Below are 18,239 nucleotides of genomic sequence, written 5' to 3'. Positions count from 1 at the left end.
TTCTGGTTTGCGGGCATGGCCCATGGTAGATTCGTGACGGCATTCGCAGAATTCAAAATTAGAAATGCCCCCCTTCTGCGTGGTGGAACATGAGACATGACCTGACCGACCTGCGTTTGTTTCTGAACGTAGGCGAGACCCTCAACCTGACCCGCGCGGCCGAGCGCACCTTTCTGTCCCTGCCCGCCGCCAGCGCCCGGGTCAAGAACATGGAAGAAGCCTTCAAGGCCCGGCTGCTGGTGCGCATGGCCACGGGCGTGGCGCTGACTCCGGCCGGCGAAGTGCTGCTCAAGCACGCCAACGCCATCTTCCGCCAGCTCGAATGCCTGAACGCCGACCTGCAGCCCTACGCAAGCGGCCTCAAAGGGCGTCTGCGCCTGCTGGCCAACACCACCGCCACCAATTCCTTCCTGGCCGACGCGCTCTCCACGTTCCTGGCCGAGAACCCGGACGTGGACGTGGAGCTGGAAGAGAAGATCTCGGGCGACATCGTCATCGCGATCCGCGCGGGCGCCGGCGACCTGGGCCTGGTGGCCGGCAATATCGACGTCGAAGGGCTGGACGTCACGCCGCTGTTCCGCGACGAGCTCACCGTGGTGACGGCGCTGGACCATCCGCTGGCCGCGCAGGCGTCGGCGCATTTCGTGGACCTGGTGGACAACTACCAGTTCGTCGGCATCCATCCCAACAGCGCCATCCAGAGCTTTCTCGAAGACATCGCCAGCGGCCTGGGCAAACGCCTGTGCCAGCGCGTGCACGTGGGCAGCTTCGAGGCGGTGTGCCGCATGGTCGAAGCCGGCGCCGGCATCGCCGTGGTGCCGCGCGCCTGCGTCGCGCGCTACAGCCGCGCGGACGCGCTGCACGTGCTCCGGCTGGAGGACCCCTGGGCGCTGCGCGACCGCCTGCTATGCCGCCAGCGCGGCCGCGACCTGCCGAGTTTCGCGGAGCGCTTCATCGAGCATCTGCAGCGGGCGGCGCAGGCGTAGGCGCGCCAACCCGCAGCAAGGCCTCCCGGTACTCCGCCGCCAGCTGATCCACCAGCGTCTCCACCGGCAGAATCTCCTGCGCCGCGCCGACTCCCTGGCCCGCGCTCCACACGTCCTTCCAGGCCTTGGGCCGTGAGCTCTTGTCCAGGTTCGGCTCGCGGTCCGCGCCGGCGCCGGCAAGCGCAGCCGGGTCCAGACCCGTGGCCTGGATGCTGGCCGCCAGGTAGTTCGCCGGCACTCCGGAAAAATACGGCGTGTAGACCACGTCGGCGGCCTGCGCCTGCAGCACCATCTCGCGGTAGGCGTCGCCGGCCAGCGATTCCTGCGTGGCGATGAAGCGCGTTCCCATGTAGGCGAAATCGCAGCCCATCACCTGCGCGGCCAGGATGTCCTTGCCGTGGCTGATGCAGCCCGACAGCGCCAGCGGGCCGTCGTAGAAGGCGCGGATCTCGTTGACCAGCGCGATCGGGTTGACCTGGCCGGCATGGCCGCCGGCGCCGGCGGCCACCAGGATCAGGCCGTCCACGCCGGCGGCCAGCGCGCGCTTGGCATGGCGCACCGTGGTCACGTCATGGAACACCAGCCCGCCGTGCGCGTGCATGGCGCGCACCACGGCCTCGGGCGGATGCAGCGACGTGATCACCAGAGGCACCCTGCGCTCGGCGCAGATCGCCAGATCGCCTTCCCAGCGCGCATTGCTGGGATGGACGATCAGGTTCACGCCGTACGGCGCCACCCTGGCCGACGGGTCCGCGCGGCGCCGCGCGGCCAGCCCGTCCTCGATGCGGCTGATCCAGGCGTGCAGCTGTTCCTGGGGCCGGGCGTTGAGCGACGGAAACGTTCCGACGATGCCGGCGGCGCATTGCGCGATCACCAGCTCGGGGCCGGAGACCAGGAACATCGGCGCGCCGATGACCGGCAAACGGGTTTGGGCATGCAGCGAGGAGGGATTCGTCATCTAGTTTGCTTGAATGTTGGCGGTCTTGATCACGTCGGACCACAAGGCGTACTCGCGGTCGATGCGAGCCTGCAATGCCTTGGAATCGCCGTTGTTGATGGTGTAGCCGCCGTCGGTCATGGCCTGGCGGAACGCGGGATCGGCGGATACCTCGGCCAGCGCGCGCGTCAGCCGCCCGGATACGGCCTCGGGCAGTTTCCTGGGCCCGACCAGCGCGTACCAGCCGACCACTTCGTAGTCCTTCATGCCGGCCTCCATCATCGTGGGCACGTCCGGCAGCTCGGGGTTGCGCGTGCGCGAGGTGACCGCCAGCGCGCGCGCCTTGCCGCTCTTGATGAACGGAATGGCGGTGCTGGTGATGTCGAACATAAAGGTCACCTTGCCGCTGACCACGTCCATCATGGCGGGCGAATTGCCGCGATAGGGCACGTGCAGCATCGGCGCCTGGGCCTGCGATTTCAGCAGCTCGGCCGACAGGTGGTTGGAGGCGCCGATGCCGGCCGACCCGAACGAGACCGCGTCCGGATGCGCGCGCGCATAGCTCACCAGTTCGCCCACGTTTTTGGCCGGGATCTGCGGGCCGATCAGCAGCACGTTGGCGTAGTCCACCACCAGACCGATCAGCGTGAAGTCCTTGCGCGGGTCGAACAGCGTGCTGCGCTGGACCAGCGGCGACATGGTGAGCGTGGGGCTGGCGGCGAAGCCCAGCATGTAGCCGTCCGGCGCCGCCTTGGCGGTCGCGTCCGAGGCGATCATGCCGCTGGCGCCGGCGCGGTTCTCCACCACCACGGGCTGGCCCAGCTTGTCGCCCAGGTACTTGGCGAACACGCGCGCCGTGGTGTCGACGGGGCCGCCGGGGGAATAGCCCACCAGCAGGCGGATAGGGCGGTCGGGATAGGCGGACTGGGCCCAGGCCGCCTGGCCGGTGGCGATCGTCGCCGCGGCGGCGGCCGCGGCGAACAAGGTCTTGATGCGCATGCTCATGTCTCCTTGTGTGCGTGGCCGGTCGTGCCGCGTGGCGTAGCGCCCGCCTTACGTCAGCCTTTCTCTCAGCGGCTGCTTCAGGATCTTGCCGCTGACTGTGGTGGGAATCGTGTCGATCGGAATGATCTGCGCCGGCCGCTTGTACGGCGCCAGCTGGTTCTGCAGGTGCAGCGCCAGCAGCCGCAGGTCGAGCGTCGCGCCCGGCAGCGGTTCGACGAAGGCGACGACTTCCTCGTTGTGGTCGGCAGTGGCGCGGCCCACCACGGCGGACAGGCGCACGCCGGGAAAGGCGTTGATCACGGACTCGACTTCCAGCGGATAGACGTTGAAGCCGGAGCGGATGATCAGGTCCTTGGAGCGCCCGGAGATGAACAGCGCGCCGTCGGCGTCCACATAGCCGATGTCGCCGGTATGCAGCCAGCCGCCGGGCAGCAGCGCCTGGGCCGTCTGCGCCGGGTTGCGGTAGTAGCCCAGCATCACGCCGGGGCCGCGGATCAGGATGTCGCCGCGTTCGCCGGGCTGGGGCGCGCCGCTGTCGGGCGTGCCGATGCGCAGCTCCACGCCGTCGACGGCGTAGCCGGCGGAGCAGTCGGCGCGCGGCGCGTCGATCGGCGTGATGAACATGGAGCCGGCGTACTCGGTGATGCCGTAGCCGTGGTGCATGGGCACGCCGAAATAGCGTTCCACGTCGCGCTTCTGGGTCGGGTCCAGCGCCGCGCCGCCGGTGTACACGTAGCGCAGCGCGGGCGCGCGCAGCGCGGCCTTGGGCGGGGCTGCGGCCAGCATGCGGCTGAACATGGTGGGCACGCCCTGCAGGATGCTGATGCCCGGACTGGCGAGCGCGCGGAACGCGTCCTCGGGATCGAAGCGGCTGCGCAGCACGAGGCTGGCGCCGGCCTGCACGGTGGCCATCAGCACCGTGGCGATGCCGAAGATATGCGACATGGGCAGCGCCGCGTAGCCGATGTCCTGCGGACTCAGGCGGCGCGAGGCCGCCGACACCCGGGCGAAGTGCAGCAGGCCCCGGTGCGGCACCATGACGCCCTTGGGCGCGCCGGTGGTGCCGGACGTGTAGATCAGGGTGGCCACGGCCTCGGCCTGCTCGCCCGTCTCCGGCTCGGTGGGCGCGGCGGCCCGCCGCGCCCGGATGCCGGGGCCCCAGACTTCAGGATCGGCCTGATCGGCGCCGGCGGCGTCGGCATGGTCGCGCGCGGCCGGGGAGATGCCGCTGGTGTAGAGCGTCAGTTCCGGCTGCGCGTGCCGGCCGATGGCGTCGATCTCGCGCGCCGACAGCCGGGCGTTCACGCCCACCGGCCAGGCGCCGGCCAGGCTGCAGCCGAACAGGGCCGCGATCATGGCGCTGCAGTTTTCGCCCACGACCATGACGCGGTGGCCGGGCCGCACGCCCTCGCGCGCCAGCCAGGCGGCGACGTCCTGCACGCGCCGCCAGCATTGCGCGTAGCTCAGGATGCCTCCGCCTTCCTCGTACAGCAGGACGGCGTCGGGCTGGCGGCTCGCCTGCTGCGCCAGCAATTGGTGGATGCGGGTGTGGGGAGAAGTCTGCGGCATGGGACGTATCGTTTCGTTCAAAGCGTGGCCTGGGTGCCCAGGATGGCGGTGGACTGGCTCGACAGCGTGCCGCCGTTGCCATGCACCAGCGCCAGCTGCGCGCCGCCGACCTGGCGCGCGCCGCATTCGCCGCGCAACTGCCGCACCGCCTCGATCATGATGAACACGCCGTACATGCCGGGATGCACGCAGCACAGCCCGCCGCCGTTGGTGTTCACCGGCAGCCGCCCGCCCGGGGCGATGGCGCCGTCGGCGATGAAGTCCTTGCTTTCCCCCTTGGCGCAGAAGCCCAGGTCTTCCAGGAACAGCAGGGTGTTGATGGTGAAGGCGTCGTAGAGCTCGACCACGTCGATGTCGGCCGGCGCAAGCCGCGCCATCTCGAAGGCGCGCCGGCCCGATTCGGTGGCGGCCGTGACCGTCAGGTCCTCCATGGACGAGATCTGGCGGTTCCAGACCGCCGTGGCGTTGCCCAGCACGTAGACCGGCGGGCGCGGCAGGTCGCGCGCGCGGTCGGCGCGCACCAGCACGTAGGCGCCGGCGCCGTCGGTCACCAGGCAGCAGTCGCGCACGCTCAAGGGGTCGGACACCATGCGCGCGGCCAGGATCTGCTCCAGCGTGGCCGGCTCGCGCAGCTGCGCCTCCGGATTCAGCTGCGCCCATTGGTTGGCCGCCAGCGCCACCTGCGCCAGGTGCTCGCGGCGCGTGCCGTACTGGTGCATGTGGCGCGAGGCGGCCAGCGCATAGGAAGACAGCGGGCTGAGCGGGTCGTAGGGCGTCTCGTAGGGCTGCGGGTCGAACTGCTTGCGGACCCGGCCGATCTCGGCGCGGCTCAGCGTGGACGTGCGCTGGGTGCTGCCGTAGCAGACCAGCACCGCGTTGCACTGGCCCGAGGCCAGCGCGTGCAGCGCCGGCAGCAGGTGCGCGACGAAGCTGGAGCCGCCCAGCATGGTGCTGTCGATGAAGCTGGGCCGGATGCCCAGGTGCTCGATGACGGGCATGGCCCACATCGGCGCGGCCACGCTGGCGGTGCAGATGCCGTCGATGTCGCGCATCGAGAGCCCGGCGTCGGCCACCGCGCGCTGCGCGGCCTGCACCAGGATTTCCATTTCGGTGAAGCCGTTCGCCTGTCCCAGGCCGGCGTGGCCCACGCCGGCCACCGCCACGGCGCCGCGCAGATCGTCGAGTGTCATTGCGCCTCCCGATTGGCAGTGGATGCGGGCACGAACACCACCAGGCCGCGCCCGTCCTGCTGCGCCACCTGGGCGCGCACCGCCATGCCGATCCGCACGGCCTCGGGCGCCACGCCCTCCACCCGGCTCATCATCCGGACGCCTTCCTGCAGGTCCACCAGGGCCACGTTGTAGTCGCCGCCGGCTTCGGGCTTGCGCCGCACCACGGTGGTGGCGTAGACGGTGCCGCGCCCGTCGGGCGCGACCCAGTCCAGCGCGCCCGCGCCGCAATGCGGGCAGATCATGCGGGGATAGAACACGGCGCGCTCGCAGCCGGCGCAGCGCTGGATGAGGAAGCGGCCCTGGTCCAGCGCCTGGCGGTATTGCGCCTCGGCGCCCTGGGGCGCGGTTTCCGGGATATCGGCAACGGTCATGATGCGATGGGACTCTTCTGGTGTGGACAGGCCCATAGTGTCGGCACAGGCGCGGCGCAGGGCCATTCTTCATTGCTGAAGCTGGGCTTTTGCCGGCCCGTAGAGTCCGCCGCCCTACGTCCCGCCCGAAGCCGGGCTTCGGCACAGGCAGATTGCCGCCGTGGCCGGGCCGTGGCTAGATAGCGGCAAAGGAGGTAGACCATGAACCTGACCTGGACGCCGCAAGAGCGTCGATTCCGCGAGGAGGTGCGCGCCTTCGCCGAGGCCAAGCTGCCGGTGGACATCCGCGACAAGGTGCTGCGGCACCAACGGCTGGAACGCGACGATTACGTGCGCTGGCACAACATCCTGGCCGACCAGGGCTGGGGCGCGCCGAGCTGGCCCGTCGAACACGGCGGCACCGGCTGGAACGCCTTGCAGCGCCTGATTTTCGAGGTGGAGTGCTTCAAGGCGGGGGCGCCGCGCCTGCTGCCGTTCGGGCTGTCGATGATCGGTCCGGTGCTGATGAAGTACGGCAGCCCCGCGCTGCAGGCCCGCTTCCTGCCGCGCATCCCCCGAGTCGAGGACTGGTGGTGCCAGGGCTATTCGGAGCCGGGTTCGGGCTCCGACCTGGCCTCGCTGAAGACGCGCGCCGTGCGCGACGGCGACGATTACGTGGTCAACGGCCAGAAGACCTGGACCACGCTGGCGCAGTATGCGGACTGGATGTTCTGCCTGGTGCGCACCGATCCCGAGGCGCGCGCGCAGCGCGGCATTTCCATGCTGCTGCTGGACATGGGCTCCCCGGGCGTCACCGTGCGGCCGATCCGCACGCTGGACGGCGGCCACGACGTCAACGAAGTGTGGCTGGAGAACGTGCGCGTGCCCGCGGCCAACCTGGTGGGCGAGGAGAACCAGGGCTGGACCTACGCCAAATACCTGCTGGGCCATGAGCGCACCGGCATCGCGGGGCTGGGCCACTGCCACCGGGAACTGGGCGTGCTCAAGCGCATGGCGGAAAACGCCCGCTCCCATGGACGTCCGCTGCTGTCGGACAGCCGCATGCGCGACCGCATCTCGCGCATCGAGGTGGACATCATGGCGCTGGAGATGCTGCTGCTGCGGGTCGCCTCCAGCAACGACGGCTCGCCCGGCCCGGAGGCCTCGGTGCTGAAGATACGCGGCTCCGAAATCCAGCAGGACCTGGCCATGCTGCAGATGGAAGTGGCGGGGCCGGACGCCTGGCCCTACGACCCGGACTGGATGATCGCCGAATCGGAATATCACGGCCCCGGTCCCGAGATGGCCGCGGCGGCGGGCGCGGGCTATGCCGACATGCGCAAGACTTCCATCTACGGCGGCACCACCGAGGTGCAGAAAGGCATCATCGCCCGCCAGGTGCTGGGCCTCTAGAGGAACGCGACGCATGGACTTCATCTATACCGAAGAACAGCGCATGCTGGCCGACAGCCTGCGCCGCCTGGTGGACCAGGCATGGACCTTTCCCCAGCGCCGCGCCCGGCAGGCCGCCGGCGCGCTGGATCCGCAGGCCTGGGGCGCGCTGGCCGAGCTGGGCGTGCTGGGCCTGAACATTTCCCAGGATTTCGGCGGCTTCGGCGAAGTGCCGGCCAGCCTGCTGCCGGTGCACCTGGAGCTGGGGCGCGGGCTGGTGTCCGAACCCGTCATCCCCAGCGCCGTCATGGGCGCGGCGCTGATCGGGGCCTGCGGCGAGGCGGCGCAGGCGCGCTGGCTGCCGCCGATCGCGGCGGGCGAGGCCATCGTCAGCGTGGCCTACCAGGAGCCGGGCCGCCGCTACGACACCGATCCGCAGGACTGCCGCGCTGTCGAGGCCGCCGACGGCTGGCGGCTGGACGGCGCCAAGCACCTGGTCTGGCACGGCGCGGCCGCCTCGGCCTGGCTGGTGAGCGCGCGCGCCGCCGACGGAACGCCGCTGCTGCTGGCGGTGCCGGCCGATGCCGGCGGGGTGCGCGTCACGGACACGCCCACGCTGGACGGCGCGCGCTGCGCCCGGCTTGATATGGATGGCGTGCGGGTGCCGTCCGAGGCCCTGCTGGCGCGCGGCGAGGCGGCGCAGCAGGCCCTGGCGCTGGCGCTGCAATGGGGCACGGCGGCCTTGTGCGCCCATGCGGCGGGCGCCATGGAGCGGCTGCTGGAGATCACGGTCGATTACCTGAAGACCCGCAAGCAGTTCGGCCAGCCGCTGGCCTCGTTCCAGGCCCTGCAGCACCGCCTGGCCGAGATGCTGGTGGCCAAGGAACTGGCCCTGTCCATGGCCTACGTGGCGGTGGCGGCCCTGACCGAGCCCGACGCCGCGCAGCGCCGGCGCATGATCGCCTCGGCCAAGCTGGAGGCCGCGCGCGCCGGCCGCCAGGTGGCGCAGATGGCGGTGCAGCTGCACGGCGGCATGGGCATGACGGACGAGCTGGAGGTGGGCGACTACTTCAAGCGCCTGACGATGGTGGACCAGCTGCTGGGCGACACCGCCGAACAGCTGGCCGTGCTGGAGGCGCTGGCCTGATGCGTCGCCGGCGCGGCCTTCAGGCCGCGCGCGGCGCCTGGATCTGCTCGATCAGTTCGCGCGCGCAGCCGGGCAGGGCGTCGATGTCGCGCACCAGCAGCTTGCGCTCGCGCACGACCCAGGGCTCGTCCAGCTCCAGCACGCGCAGCTTCATGTCCGCGCCGTAACGGCGCGCGGCGGAATCGGGGATGACGCCGATGCCCACGCCCGCCTGCACCATCCGGCAGATCGAATCGAAGCTGTACAGCTGGATGCGCTGCGGCAGGCGCTGCCCGACCCGTTCGAGCTGGTCGCGCAGGAACGCCACCAGCGTGGAGCCTTCGTGCATGGTCACGAACGGATAGCGCACGGCGTCGACCAGCTTGATTCTTTCCTGGTCCTGCAGGGGATGGCCGTTGGGCACCACCACCACCAGTCGGTCGGTGCTGAAGTGGATGGTCTGCAGTTCGGGCGCGTCGACCGGCCCGGCCACGATGCCCAGGTCGGTGGTGCCGTCGAGCACGCCGCGCACGATGTCGCGCGTCAGCCGTTCCTGCAGGTCCACCGTGACGCCGGGATGGACCGACAGGAATTGCGCCAGGATGTCCGGCATGAACTCGGTGACCGCCGTGGTATTGGCGAAGATGCGGATGTGGCCCGCGTCGCCGTCGGCCTGTTCCTGGAAGTCGTGCTTCAGGTGGTCCACCTGGCGCATGATGACCCGGGCGTGCTGCAGCAGCTTCTGGCCGGCGGGCGTGATCTCCACGCCGCGGCTGTCGCGGTACAGCAGCCGGGTGTTCAGCTGGTTTTCAAGCGCCTTGATCCGCACGCTGACCGCCGCCAGGGACAGGTGCGCCCGCTTGGCGGCCTGGGTCAGGCTGGGGGATTCGGCGATGTGGATGAACAGGCGGAGGTCGGCGAGGTCGAAGTGCATGGGCCATATATTACGGCGGGCGGGGCCGATTCAGGCGCCGCAAACCCCGCCTTGAGGAAAAACGAATTCACAACGGGAACGGCTTGCGGGCATGCTTCAGGCTGTGAAAAAACCCACCAGAGGACATGGGAATGACGACTAATGATCCGACCGCCTGGATCGGCAGCGGCGAACGCATGGCGGACGCCATGGACCCCGGCCACGCCGCGCGCATCGCGGCCACCCTGGGCGCGCCCGCGCCGGGCCAGGGCGAGGCCTTGCCGCCGCTGTGGCAATGGGCGTTTTTCATCAGCACGGTAGGCATGGACGGATTGGGGACGGATGGACATCCGGCGCGCGGCGGCTTTCTGCCGCCGGCCCACGACCGCAACCGTATGTGGGCCGGCGGGCGCGTGGAATTCCGCCAGCCGCTGAAGGTCGGCGTGCCGGCCGAGCGGGTGTCGCGCGTCATCGACGTCAAGGAAAAGACCGGCCGCACCGGCGCGCTGCTGTTCGTGACGGTGAGCCACGACTACCACCAGGCCGGCGAGATCGCCATCCACGAAGAGCAGGACATCGTCTACCGCCAGCCCACGCCGCCCAAGCTGACGGGCAGCGAGCCGGCGCCCGAGGCGCAATGGCGCGACACGGTCGAGCCGTCCTCGGTGCTGCTGTTCCGCTATTCGGCGGTGACCTTCAACGGCCACCGCATCCATTACGACCATCCCTACGTGACCGGCACGGAAGGCTATCCGGGCCTGGTCGTGCACGGCCCGCTCATCGCCACGGAAATGGTCGCGGCCTTCGTGCGCGCCCATCCCAAGGCGCGCTTGACCCATCTTTCGTACCGCGGCCTGCGCCCGCTGATCGCGCCCAGGCCCTTCCAGGCGGCCGGCCGCTTGACCGAGCCGGGCGTGGCCCAGCTCTGGGCCGAGCAGGACGGCACCCTGGCCCACCAAGCCGAACTGAGGTTTTCCGAATGAGCAATCAGGCTCCCCGTCCGCTGGACGGCATCACCGTCGTCAGCCTGGAACACGCCATCGCCGCGCCTTTCTGCACCCGCCAGCTGGCGGACATGGGCGCGCGCGTCATCAAGATCGAGCGCCCCGGCAGCGGCGACTTCGCGCGCGGCTACGACGAACGCGTGCGCGGCCTGTCCTCGCACTTCGTCTGGACCAACCGCTCCAAGGAAAGCCTGACGCTGGATCTCAAGCGCGAGGAAGCCGGCGGCATCATGGAGCGCCTGCTGGCCTCGGCCGACGTGCTGGTGCAGAACCTCGCGCCCGGCGCGGCCGCGCGCCTGGGGCTGTCGTTCGAAACCCTGCACCGGAAGTATCCGCGCCTGATCGTCTGCGATATTTCCGGCTACGGCGAGGGCGGCCCCTACCAGGACAAGAAGGCCTACGACCTGCTGATCCAGAGCGAAAGCGGTTTCCTGTCGGTGACCGGCACCCAGGAAGATCCGGTCAAGGCGGGCAGCTCCATCGCCGACATCGCCGCCGGCATGTATGCCTATTCGGCCATCCTGAATGCGCTGCTGCTGCGCCAGAAGACCGGCCTGGGCAGCCGCCTGGACGTGTCCATGCTGGAGAGCATGGTCGAGTGGATGGGCTTCCCGATGTACTACGCGTTCGAGGGCGGCTCGCCGCCGGTGCGCGCCGGCGCCTCGCACGCCTCGATCTATCCCTACGGGCCGTTCCCGGTGGGCGGCGGCGCCACCATCATGCTGGGCGTGCAGAACGACCGCGAATGGCGCGTGTTCTGCGCCCAGGTGCTGCGCCAGGCCGAACTGGCGGAAGACCCGCGCTTTACCTCGAATTCGCTGCGCACCGCGAACCGCGCGGACCTGCGCGCGCTGATCGTGGCGGCCTTCGCCGACCTGTCCATCGAGCAGGTGACCCAGCGGCTGGAGGACGCGCAGATCGCCAACGCCCGCGTCAACGACATGGCCGGCGTCTGGGCCCATCCGCAGTTGCAGGCGCGCGCGCGCTGGAGCCGCGTCGACAGCCCGGCCGGCGAGCTGCCGGCGCTGCTGCCGCCGGCCAGCAGCAGCGCGTTCGCGCCGCGCATGGGCGCCGTGCCGGCGGTAGGCCAAAACACGGATGCGGTGCTAGCATCCTTGGGATACGCGCCCGAACAAGTGGCGCAATTCCATGCCTCGGAGGTCGTGTGACCCATCCTGTCGTCCGTAGCGCGCTGTTCGTGCCCGCCTCGCGGGCCGAGCGCATTCCCAAGGCGCTGGCCGCAGGCGCCGATACCGTCATCGTCGACCTGGAAGACGCGGTCGAGCACCTGGCCAAGGACGCGGCCCGCGAAGCGCTCTGCGATTTCCTGGGCACGCATCCGGGCGTGCGGCTGTGGGTGCGGATCAACGACGCCTCCACACCCTGGCACGACGACGATCTCAAGGCCTGCCGCGGCAAGGCCGGCGTGGCCGGCATCCTGCTGCCCAAGGCCGAAAGCCTGGCGCAGGTGCGCCACGTGGCCCAGACCGGGCTGCCGGTGATCCCGCTGCTGGAAACCGCCCAGGGCATACTCAACGCCGCCGAGGTCGCGGCCACGCCCGGCGTGGCGCGGCTGGCCTTCGGCAGCCTGGACTACGGGCTGGATCTGGGGCTGGCGCCCGACACGCCGGGCGCCGCGGCGGTGCTGGACCAGGCGCGCGTGCAGGTGCTGCTGCACACCCGCGCCGCCGGCCTGGCGCCGGCGCTGGACGGCGTGTTCCCCGGCGTGCAGGACCAGGCCGGGCTGGCCCAGGCCGCCGGCCGCGCACAGCAGATGGGGTTCGGCGGCATGCTGTGCATTCATCCGACGCAGGTCGGCATCATTCATGCGGCCTTCGTGCCGGCGCCCGATGAGCTGGACTGGGCGCGCCGCGTCGTCGCCGCGCACCGCGATACCGCCGCCGGCACCTTCATGCTGGACGGCAGGATGGTCGACGCCCCCGTCGTCGCGCGCGCCCGCGTGGTGCTGGCGCAGGCGGGGGAATCCGGCGCCTAGCCGGCAGCTCTTTCCGGCGGCCCCATGCGAGAAGCGCTCTTCATCGGACATACCTACATCGACGTCACCGTGCTGGCCGACCATTGGCCCAGCGGCGACGAGAAGAGCGTGGCGCGCGACTACGCCGTGTCCTTCGGCGGCAACGCCGTCACGGCCGCGTTCGCCTGCGCGCGCCTGGGCATGCCGCCCGACCTGATCTGCACGTTGGCGCCCGACTGGCTGGGCCACATGTACAGCGACATGGCGGCGGCGCATGGCGTGTCGGTGCACGCGCGCCAGGTGCGGCGCTCGTCGCTGTCGTTCATCATGCCCAACGGCGGCAAGCGGGCCATCGTGCGCGCCCGCGACACGGAATACCTGAACGATTTTCCGCGCCTGGACATCGGCGGCTACCGCGCCCTGCACCTGGACGGCCACCAGCCCGATGCCGCGCTGCACTACGCGCGCGCCTGCCGCGAGGCGGGCGTGCTGACCTCGCTGGACGGCGGCGGCGTGCGCGAGAACACCGATGAACTGCTGCGCTACATCGACGTGGCGGTCTGCGCCGAGCGCATGTGCGAACAGCTCGGCCTGTCGCCGCAGGAAATGCTGGACCTGCTCAAGGCGCGCGGCTGCCGCATCGGCGCCGTGACGATGGGCGAACGCGGCATGCTCTGGTACGACGAGAGCGGCACGGTGGCCACGCTGCCCCCGCTGGACGTGCCCGCCGCGCGCATCGTCGACACCTCGGGAGCGGGCGACGTGTTCCACGGCGCCTATGTCTGGTCCTATCTGAACCGGCCCGAACAGCCCTGGGCGGAACACTTCACCTTCGCGCGCGCCGCGTCCGCCCACAAGATCCAGCACCTGGGCAACGAGGCGGGCCTGCCGCGGGTCGAGGACGTGGAGCGGGCGATGATGCGTTTTGCGCCGAAGGCGTGAGGGTGTAGCGCGCGATTGTCTGAATAAGAACTCAAGTCTCGAGCGCGCGTAACCCATCGGCCGGCGCAAGCCGGCATTCTCCTGGTGAAAAGAACTGGCCTCTTGCCACGAAAATCGGCGGCTTGCGCCGCCTGATGGGTTACGCGCGGTTGAGATATGCGTTCTTGCTTAAGGATTCTCGCGCTGCACCCATCCTACGCAACCCGCGCTATCGCCTGGTCGTGGATTTCGCCGAGCCAGTCGTCCAGGCGCCTGCCTTGCAGCGTCAGGTCGGGGGCCAGGTCGCGCAGCGGCAGCAGCACGAAGGCGCGCTGGTGCATGCGGGGATGGGGCAGGGACAGGCGCTCGTGCGCCATGGCGGTGTCGCCGTACAGCAGCAGGTCCAGGTCCAGCGTGCGCGGCGCGTTCTTGTAGGGGCGCTGGCGGCCGTGGCGGTTTTCCAGCGCCTGCAGCGCATCCAGCAGCGCCAGCGGGGCCAGGCGCGTGTCCAGCGCCGCGACCGCGTTGACGAAGTCCGGGCCGGTCGCTTCCACCGGCGCGCTGCGGTAGAACGGCGAAGCCGTCACCGCCAGCACGCCTTCGGTGTCGCGCAGCTCGGCCAGCACCTGGCGCAGCGTGGCCGCGCCGTCGCCCAGGTTGGCGCCCAGGCCGACGTAGGCGCGCGCGGGGGCGGTCGCCATGTCAGCCGGCGCTGGGCGCGCTGCGCGGGCCGGAACGGCGCGGGCGGCGGCGCTTGCGCGGGGCCGGGGCGTCGCCGGCGTCGCGCGGCTGGCGCGCGACTTCTTCGATCATTTCGGCGCGGGCCACGTCGTCGGCGTTGGCCAGGTCCATCCACCATTGCGCCAGCACGCTGTCGAACTCGCCGGCGGCGGCGCGCAGCTGCAGGAAGTCGCAGGCCGCGCGGAAGCGCGGCTGCTCGATCATGCGGAAAATGCTCTTGCCCATGCGGCGCTCGAAACGCGGCTGCATGAACCAGATCTCGCGCATGTCCGAGGAAAAGCGGCGTTGGATCGCGAGCTTCTCGGTCTGTTCGTCGAGCACCGAGTCGGCCGCCTGCGACAGCGCCGGTATGGTGTGCTCGCCCTGGGCGCGCAGCTGCTTCCAGCGCACGTCCACCTGCTGCCACAGCAGCGCGGCGAACAGGAAGCTGGGGCTGATGGTCTTGCCCGCGCGCACGCGCGCGTCGGTGCGTTCCAGCGCCAGTTCCACGAAATGCTCGCCGCCGGGCTGCTCCAGCACCACGTCCAGCAGCGGCAGCAGGCCTTTGTGCAGGCCGTCGGCGCGCAGTTGGCGCAGGCAGTCCATGGCATGGCCGCAGGTCAGCAGCTTGAGCATTTCGTCGAACAGGCGCGAGGCCGGCACGTTCTCGATCAGGTCGGCCATCGTGCCGATGGGTTCGCGCGTGGCCGGGTCGATGGAGCCGTTGAGCTTGGCGGCGAAGCGCACCGCGCGCAGCATGCGCACCGGGTCTTCGCGGTAGCGCCGGGCCGGATCGCCGATGATGCGGATCTGGCGCTTCTTCAGGTCGGCCACGCCGTTGTGGTAGTCGATGACTTCCTCGGTATGCGGGTCGTAGTACAGCGCATTCATGGTGAAGTCGCGGCGCTTGGCGTCTTCTTCCTGGGTGCCGAACACGTTGTCGCGCAGGATGCGGCCGTGCTCGTCGGTCTCCTGGTCTTCCGAGGCGGGCGCGCGGAAGGTGGAGGTCTCGATGATCTCCTGGCCGAACACCACGTGCACCAGCTGGAAGCGGCGGCCGATGATGCGGGCGCGGCGAAACAGCGGCCGGATCTGCTCGGGCGTGGCGTTGGTGGCGACGTCGAAGTCCTTGGGTTCCAGGCCCACGATCAGGTCGCGCACGGCGCCGCCGACGATATAGGCCTCATAGCCATGCTGGCGCAGGACCTCGCAGACCTTGATGGCGTGGCGCGACACGTTGCGGCGGTCGATGCCGTGCTTGTCGCGTGCGATGCGCTGGGGTCCCCGGGGAGCCGGCGCGAACAGTCGGCCGACGAATTTTTTTATGGTTTCTGTGATCATTTAGGACTTCGCATCTTCCATGTGGTCGAACAAGTCGATCACTTGCCAGCCGCGTTCCTGCGCGATCTTGCGCAGGGTGGGGCTGGGGTTGGCGGCGATCGGACGGGTGACTTTCTCGAGCAGCGGAACATCGTTTACCGAATCGCTATAGAAGAACGATTCGGAGAAATCCGCAAGTCCCAGGTCCATGCCGGCCAGCCAGTGGTTGACGCGCAGGACCTTGCCTTCCTTGAAACTGGGGATGCCGAGGATGCGGCCGGTGTAGCGCCCGTGCAGGTATTCCGCGTCGGTGGCCACCAGGTGGGGCACGCCGAAGGCGCGCGCGATGGGCGCGGTGACGAAGCTGTTGGTGGCGGTGACGACCGCGCACAGGTCGCCGGCTTCCAGGTGCGATTGCACCAGCTCGCGCGCCGCCGGCGTCATGGACGGGCGGATCACCTCGTTCATGAAGGACTCGTGCCAGGCGGCCAGGTCGTAGGGCGCGTGCGCGGCCAGCAACCCGAGCATGAACTCGGCGGCCTGTTCGGCGGTGAGTTCGCCGCGGTTGTAGCGGTCCATCAGGTCGTCGTTGCGGCGGCGGGCGGCGTCGGGATCGCCCGCGCGGCCCGTGCGTGCCAGATAGTCGGCCCATTGATAGTCGCTGTCGAGCGGCAACAGGGTGTGATCCAGGTCGAACAGGGCGAGACGTCGGGAGGTCATTTGGGTTGCGAATCAGGGTCTGCGAGCATGGCGCGCAGCAGGGGCAGGGTGATGGGACGGCCGGTGGCCAGGGAATAGCGGTCCAGCGCGTCGAGCAGCGCCGTCAGCTTGCGGATGTCGCGTTCGTGGTGCGTGAGCATCCAGTTGATGATTTCCGGCGCCAGCTGCATGCCGCGCTCGGCGGCCTTGGCCGACAGGGCCGCCAGCTTGTCGGCGTCGGAAAGCGGATCGAGGCGGAAGACCAGGTCCCAGCCCAGGCGCGTGCGCAGGTCCTCGCGCAGCGGCATGGACAGCGGAGCGCGGTCGCCGGCCAGCGCCAGCGCGAAGGCGCGGCCGGTGGCCGCGGATTCGCGCCAGCGGTTGTACAGCGCGAACAGCGCCGCCTGGCGGCTGTCGTCCATGCGGTGCACGTCGTCGACGGCCACGAACTTGGGCATGGGCGACTTGGAATCGGCCTCGGCCAGGCGGCGCAGCATGTTTTCGCCGGTGGGGGCGTCGATGTAGACGGCGTCCCGGCGCGCGGTCAGGGCGCGCAGCAGGTGGCTGCGGCCGCAGCCCGCGGCGCCCCAGATGTACAGGGCGCGGCCGGGCGCGAGCGCGCGCACGGCGGCGAGCGCTTCGCCGTTGGGGCCGGCAATATAGTTGTTCAGCGATGGCGCTGGCGCGGGAAGAACGTCGAGCAGCAGCTGGCGGTTCATGAGAGCTTATCAATCAGGCTTTTGCGAAAGCGGGCGGTCCACATGGCGGGATTTCCGCGAGCGACTGGCCGGGTAGCGCGTCACCGGGGCCGAAAAGCCAAAAAACGGGTCCGGCGAACCCTACACTTTAAACCACCTGGGGCAGCGGTGTCGCGCCGGCCGGAAAGGGCCTGCCGGCGCGCGTTCCCGGCGCCCCGGGCGGCTTATCGCTGCCCGGGCCCGCAACATCGTAAAATGCAGGGCGTTCCACCCAAATCCCAGCAATTGTTACATACCCCACGGCATTTCACATGACGAATCAACCTACCGCCCCTCTGACCTACCGCGACGCCGGTGTCGATATCGACGCAGGCGACGCCCTGGTCGACCGTATCAAACCGCTTGCGGCCCGCACCATGCGTGCCGGAGTGCTGGCCGGTATCGGCGGCTTCGGCGGCTTGTTCGAAGTGCCCAAGACCTTCAAGGAGCCGGTGCTGGTCTCGGGCACCGACGGCGTGGGCACCAAGCTGCGCCTGGCGTTCGACTGGAACCGCCACGACACCGTGGGCATCGACCTGGTCGCCATGAGCGTCAACGACATCCTGGTGCAGGGCGCCGAGCCGCTGTTCTTCCTGGATTACTTCGGCTGCGGCAAGCTCTCGGTGGACACGGCGGCGGCGGTGGTGGGCGGTATCGCCAAGGGCTGCGAACTGTCGGGCTGCGCGCTGATCGGCGGCGAGACCGCCGAAATGCCGGGCATGTACCCCGACGGCGAGTACGACCTGGCCGGCTTTGCCGTGGGCGCGGTCGAAAAATCGGCCATCATCACCGGCAAGACCATCAAGGCCGGCGACGTGGTCCTGGGCCTGGCGTCCAGCGGCGCGCACTCCAACGGCTACTCGCTGCTGCGCAAGATCCTGGAACGCGCCAACGCCAAGCCCGACGACGATTTCCACGGCCAGCCGCTGGCCGACGTGGTCATGGCCCCGACCCGCATCTACGTCAAGCAGGTGCTGGCCGCGCTGGCCAAGCACGGCGCCGCCATCAAGGGCCTGGCCCACATCACCGGCGGCGGCCTGCTGGACAACGTGCCGCGCATCCTGCAGCCCGGCCTGTCGGCCAGGCTGCACCGCGCCAACTGGGAAATGCCCAAGCTGTTCCAGTGGCTGCAGCAGCAGGGCGGCGTCGAAGACACCGAGATGTACCGCGTGTTCAACTGCGGCATCGGCATGGTGCTGGTGGTGGACCCGGCCCAGGCCGAAGCCATCGCCGCCACGCTGCGCGAGCAGGGCGAAACCGTCAGCACGCTGGGCGAAATCGTCGAGCAGCAGGAAGGCATGGCGCAGACCTTCGTCGTCTGACCGCCGTCTTTCGCGGAAAGAAAACCGCAAG

General features: G+C 69.8%; 18 protein-coding genes. 8 read left to right on the top strand and 10 right to left on the bottom strand.

Annotated elements, in window-relative coordinates:
* The first annotated feature begins 89 nt into the window (after nucleotides 1-89).
* Entirely contained in the window at nucleotides 90-986 is an 897-nt protein-coding gene (locus AC1M14_RS22585) for a LysR family transcriptional regulator (protein ID WP_102775486.1), read from the top strand.
* On the opposite strand, the gene AC1M14_RS22580 is transcribed toward AC1M14_RS22585, so the two are convergent.
* Genes AC1M14_RS22580 through AC1M14_RS22560 form a run of 5 tightly spaced genes read right to left on the bottom strand, consistent with a single transcriptional unit; the run spans nucleotide 952 to nucleotide 6,100 of the window.
* Nucleotides 952-1,944, bottom strand: a complete 993-nt coding sequence (locus AC1M14_RS22580) for an NAD(P)H-dependent flavin oxidoreductase (protein WP_111826397.1) — start codon at nucleotides 1,942-1,944, stop codon at nucleotides 952-954. The genes AC1M14_RS22585 and AC1M14_RS22580 overlap by 35 nt on opposite strands.
* Complete coding sequence (locus AC1M14_RS22575) at nucleotides 1,945-2,922, bottom strand: Bug family tripartite tricarboxylate transporter substrate binding protein (protein WP_102775488.1); 978 nt, start codon at nucleotides 2,920-2,922, stop codon at nucleotides 1,945-1,947.
* A 54-nt stretch (nucleotides 2,923-2,976) separates the two neighbouring features.
* Nucleotides 2,977-4,497: a class I adenylate-forming enzyme family protein gene (locus AC1M14_RS22570; protein WP_479730500.1), complete on the bottom strand. Its 1,521-nt coding sequence runs from the start codon at nucleotides 4,495-4,497 to the stop codon at nucleotides 2,977-2,979.
* 17 nt (nucleotides 4,498-4,514) lie between these two features.
* Nucleotides 4,515-5,687 (bottom strand): thiolase, encoded by a 1,173-nt coding sequence (locus AC1M14_RS22565; protein ID WP_479730499.1) that lies wholly within the window; start codon nucleotides 5,685-5,687, stop codon nucleotides 4,515-4,517.
* Nucleotides 5,684-6,100, bottom strand: a complete 417-nt coding sequence (locus AC1M14_RS22560) for a Zn-ribbon domain-containing OB-fold protein (RefSeq protein WP_102775647.1) — start codon at nucleotides 6,098-6,100, stop codon at nucleotides 5,684-5,686. The genes AC1M14_RS22565 and AC1M14_RS22560 overlap by 4 nt, the downstream gene beginning before the upstream one ends.
* A gap of 201 nt (nucleotides 6,101-6,301) precedes the next feature.
* Here AC1M14_RS22560 and AC1M14_RS22555 point away from each other — a divergent pair, with 201 nt between their 5' ends.
* Together AC1M14_RS22555 and AC1M14_RS22550 are read left to right on the top strand one after the other, a co-directional pair.
* Entirely contained in the window at nucleotides 6,302-7,492 is a 1,191-nt protein-coding gene (locus tag AC1M14_RS22555) for an acyl-CoA dehydrogenase family protein (protein WP_209166243.1), read from the top strand.
* 13 nt (nucleotides 7,493-7,505) lie between these two features.
* Nucleotides 7,506-8,618 (top strand): acyl-CoA dehydrogenase family protein, encoded by a 1,113-nt coding sequence (locus AC1M14_RS22550; protein WP_102775492.1) that lies wholly within the window; start codon nucleotides 7,506-7,508, stop codon nucleotides 8,616-8,618.
* 19 nt (nucleotides 8,619-8,637) lie between these two features.
* Here the strand turns inward: AC1M14_RS22550 and AC1M14_RS22545 are convergent, their stop codons facing one another.
* The gene (locus tag AC1M14_RS22545; RefSeq protein WP_102775493.1) at nucleotides 8,638-9,531 is read right to left on the bottom strand and encodes a LysR family transcriptional regulator; all 894 of its coding nucleotides are present in this window, start codon (nucleotides 9,529-9,531) and stop codon (nucleotides 8,638-8,640) included.
* A gap of 131 nt (nucleotides 9,532-9,662) precedes the next feature.
* On the opposite strand from AC1M14_RS22545, the gene AC1M14_RS22540 reads away from it, so the two are divergent.
* The 4 genes from AC1M14_RS22540 to AC1M14_RS22525 are packed head-to-tail and all read left to right on the top strand — an operon-like array spanning nucleotide 9,663 to nucleotide 13,431.
* Nucleotides 9,663-10,493 (top strand): HTD2 family dehydratase, encoded by an 831-nt coding sequence (locus AC1M14_RS22540; protein WP_479730498.1) that lies wholly within the window; start codon nucleotides 9,663-9,665, stop codon nucleotides 10,491-10,493.
* Nucleotides 10,490-11,683, top strand: coding sequence for a CaiB/BaiF CoA transferase family protein (locus AC1M14_RS22535; RefSeq protein WP_479730497.1), 1,194 nt, complete (start codon nucleotides 10,490-10,492; stop codon nucleotides 11,681-11,683). The genes AC1M14_RS22540 and AC1M14_RS22535 overlap by 4 nt, the downstream gene beginning before the upstream one ends.
* Nucleotides 11,680-12,510 carry an HpcH/HpaI aldolase/citrate lyase family protein gene (locus AC1M14_RS22530; RefSeq protein WP_111826404.1) on the top strand — a complete coding sequence of 277 codons (831 nt, stop codon included), beginning with the start codon at nucleotides 11,680-11,682 and terminating at the stop codon, nucleotides 12,508-12,510. Before AC1M14_RS22535 ends, AC1M14_RS22530 begins: the two co-directional genes overlap by 4 nt.
* 24 nt (nucleotides 12,511-12,534) lie before the next feature.
* Nucleotides 12,535-13,431: a sugar kinase gene (locus tag AC1M14_RS22525; protein WP_479730496.1), complete on the top strand. Its 897-nt coding sequence runs from the start codon at nucleotides 12,535-12,537 to the stop codon at nucleotides 13,429-13,431.
* A gap of 194 nt (nucleotides 13,432-13,625) precedes the next feature.
* Here AC1M14_RS22525 and AC1M14_RS22520 read toward each other — a convergent pair whose 3' ends face one another.
* The 4 genes from AC1M14_RS22520 to hda are packed head-to-tail and all read right to left on the bottom strand — an operon-like array spanning nucleotide 13,626 to nucleotide 16,868.
* A complete protein-coding gene (locus tag AC1M14_RS22520) occupies nucleotides 13,626-14,111 on the bottom strand; it encodes a 2-amino-4-hydroxy-6-hydroxymethyldihydropteridine diphosphokinase (RefSeq protein WP_111826405.1) in 486 nt (161 codons plus the stop codon).
* A 1-nt stretch (nucleotide 14,112) separates the two neighbouring features.
* Nucleotides 14,113-15,471 (bottom strand): polynucleotide adenylyltransferase PcnB, encoded by a 1,359-nt coding sequence (gene pcnB / locus AC1M14_RS22515; RefSeq protein ID WP_102775498.1) that lies wholly within the window; start codon nucleotides 15,469-15,471, stop codon nucleotides 14,113-14,115.
* The gene (locus AC1M14_RS22510; RefSeq protein WP_102775499.1) at nucleotides 15,472-16,170 is read right to left on the bottom strand and encodes an HAD family hydrolase; all 699 of its coding nucleotides are present in this window, start codon (nucleotides 16,168-16,170) and stop codon (nucleotides 15,472-15,474) included. It abuts the gene before it with no gap.
* On the bottom strand, nucleotides 16,167-16,868 hold the full coding sequence (hda, locus tag AC1M14_RS22505; protein WP_102775500.1) for a DnaA regulatory inactivator Hda: 702 nt from the start codon (nucleotides 16,866-16,868) through the stop codon (nucleotides 16,167-16,169). The genes AC1M14_RS22510 and hda overlap by 4 nt, the downstream gene beginning before the upstream one ends.
* A 290-nt stretch (nucleotides 16,869-17,158) precedes the next feature.
* On the opposite strand from hda, the gene purM reads away from it, so the two are divergent.
* The gene (gene purM / locus AC1M14_RS22500; RefSeq protein WP_102775501.1) at nucleotides 17,159-18,208 is read left to right on the top strand and encodes a phosphoribosylformylglycinamidine cyclo-ligase; all 1,050 of its coding nucleotides are present in this window, start codon (nucleotides 17,159-17,161) and stop codon (nucleotides 18,206-18,208) included.
* Nucleotides 18,209-18,239 lie beyond the last annotated feature (31 nt).

This window comes from Achromobacter sp. SX5 (genome assembly GCF_056711425.1).
Note: the sequence above shows the minus strand (reverse complement) of the source record. Positions and strands in the feature narration are given on the sequence as shown.

Excerpts from the sequence above, each read along its gene's own strand:
- AC1M14_RS22585 (WP_102775486.1), top strand. The coding sequence starts at position 90 with ATGAGACATGACCTGACCGACCTGCGTTTGTTTCTGAACGTAGGCGAG.
- AC1M14_RS22580 (WP_111826397.1), bottom strand. The coding sequence starts at position 1,944 with ATGACGAATCCCTCCTCGCTGCATGCCCAAACCCGTTTGCCGGTCATC.
- AC1M14_RS22575 (WP_102775488.1), bottom strand. The coding sequence starts at position 2,922 with ATGCGCATCAAGACCTTGTTCGCCGCGGCCGCCGCCGCGGCGACGATC.
- AC1M14_RS22570 (WP_479730500.1), bottom strand. The coding sequence starts at position 4,497 with ATGCCGCAGACTTCTCCCCACACCCGCATCCACCAATTGCTGGCGCAG.
- AC1M14_RS22565 (WP_479730499.1), bottom strand. The coding sequence starts at position 5,687 with ATGACACTCGACGATCTGCGCGGCGCCGTGGCGGTGGCCGGCGTGGGC.
- AC1M14_RS22560 (WP_102775647.1), bottom strand. The coding sequence starts at position 6,100 with ATGACCGTTGCCGATATCCCGGAAACCGCGCCCCAGGGCGCCGAGGCG.
- AC1M14_RS22555 (WP_209166243.1), top strand. The coding sequence starts at position 6,302 with ATGAACCTGACCTGGACGCCGCAAGAGCGTCGATTCCGCGAGGAGGTG.
- AC1M14_RS22550 (WP_102775492.1), top strand. The coding sequence starts at position 7,506 with ATGGACTTCATCTATACCGAAGAACAGCGCATGCTGGCCGACAGCCTG.
- AC1M14_RS22545 (WP_102775493.1), bottom strand. The coding sequence starts at position 9,531 with ATGCACTTCGACCTCGCCGACCTCCGCCTGTTCATCCACATCGCCGAA.
- AC1M14_RS22540 (WP_479730498.1), top strand. The coding sequence starts at position 9,663 with ATGACGACTAATGATCCGACCGCCTGGATCGGCAGCGGCGAACGCATG.
- AC1M14_RS22535 (WP_479730497.1), top strand. The coding sequence starts at position 10,490 with ATGAGCAATCAGGCTCCCCGTCCGCTGGACGGCATCACCGTCGTCAGC.
- AC1M14_RS22525 (WP_479730496.1), top strand. The coding sequence starts at position 12,535 with ATGCGAGAAGCGCTCTTCATCGGACATACCTACATCGACGTCACCGTG.
- AC1M14_RS22520 (WP_111826405.1), bottom strand. The coding sequence starts at position 14,111 with ATGGCGACCGCCCCCGCGCGCGCCTACGTCGGCCTGGGCGCCAACCTG.
- pcnB (WP_102775498.1), bottom strand. The coding sequence starts at position 15,471 with ATGATCACAGAAACCATAAAAAAATTCGTCGGCCGACTGTTCGCGCCG.
- AC1M14_RS22510 (WP_102775499.1), bottom strand. The coding sequence starts at position 16,170 with ATGACCTCCCGACGTCTCGCCCTGTTCGACCTGGATCACACCCTGTTG.
- hda (WP_102775500.1), bottom strand. The coding sequence starts at position 16,868 with ATGAACCGCCAGCTGCTGCTCGACGTTCTTCCCGCGCCAGCGCCATCG.
- purM (WP_102775501.1), top strand. The coding sequence starts at position 17,159 with ATGACGAATCAACCTACCGCCCCTCTGACCTACCGCGACGCCGGTGTC.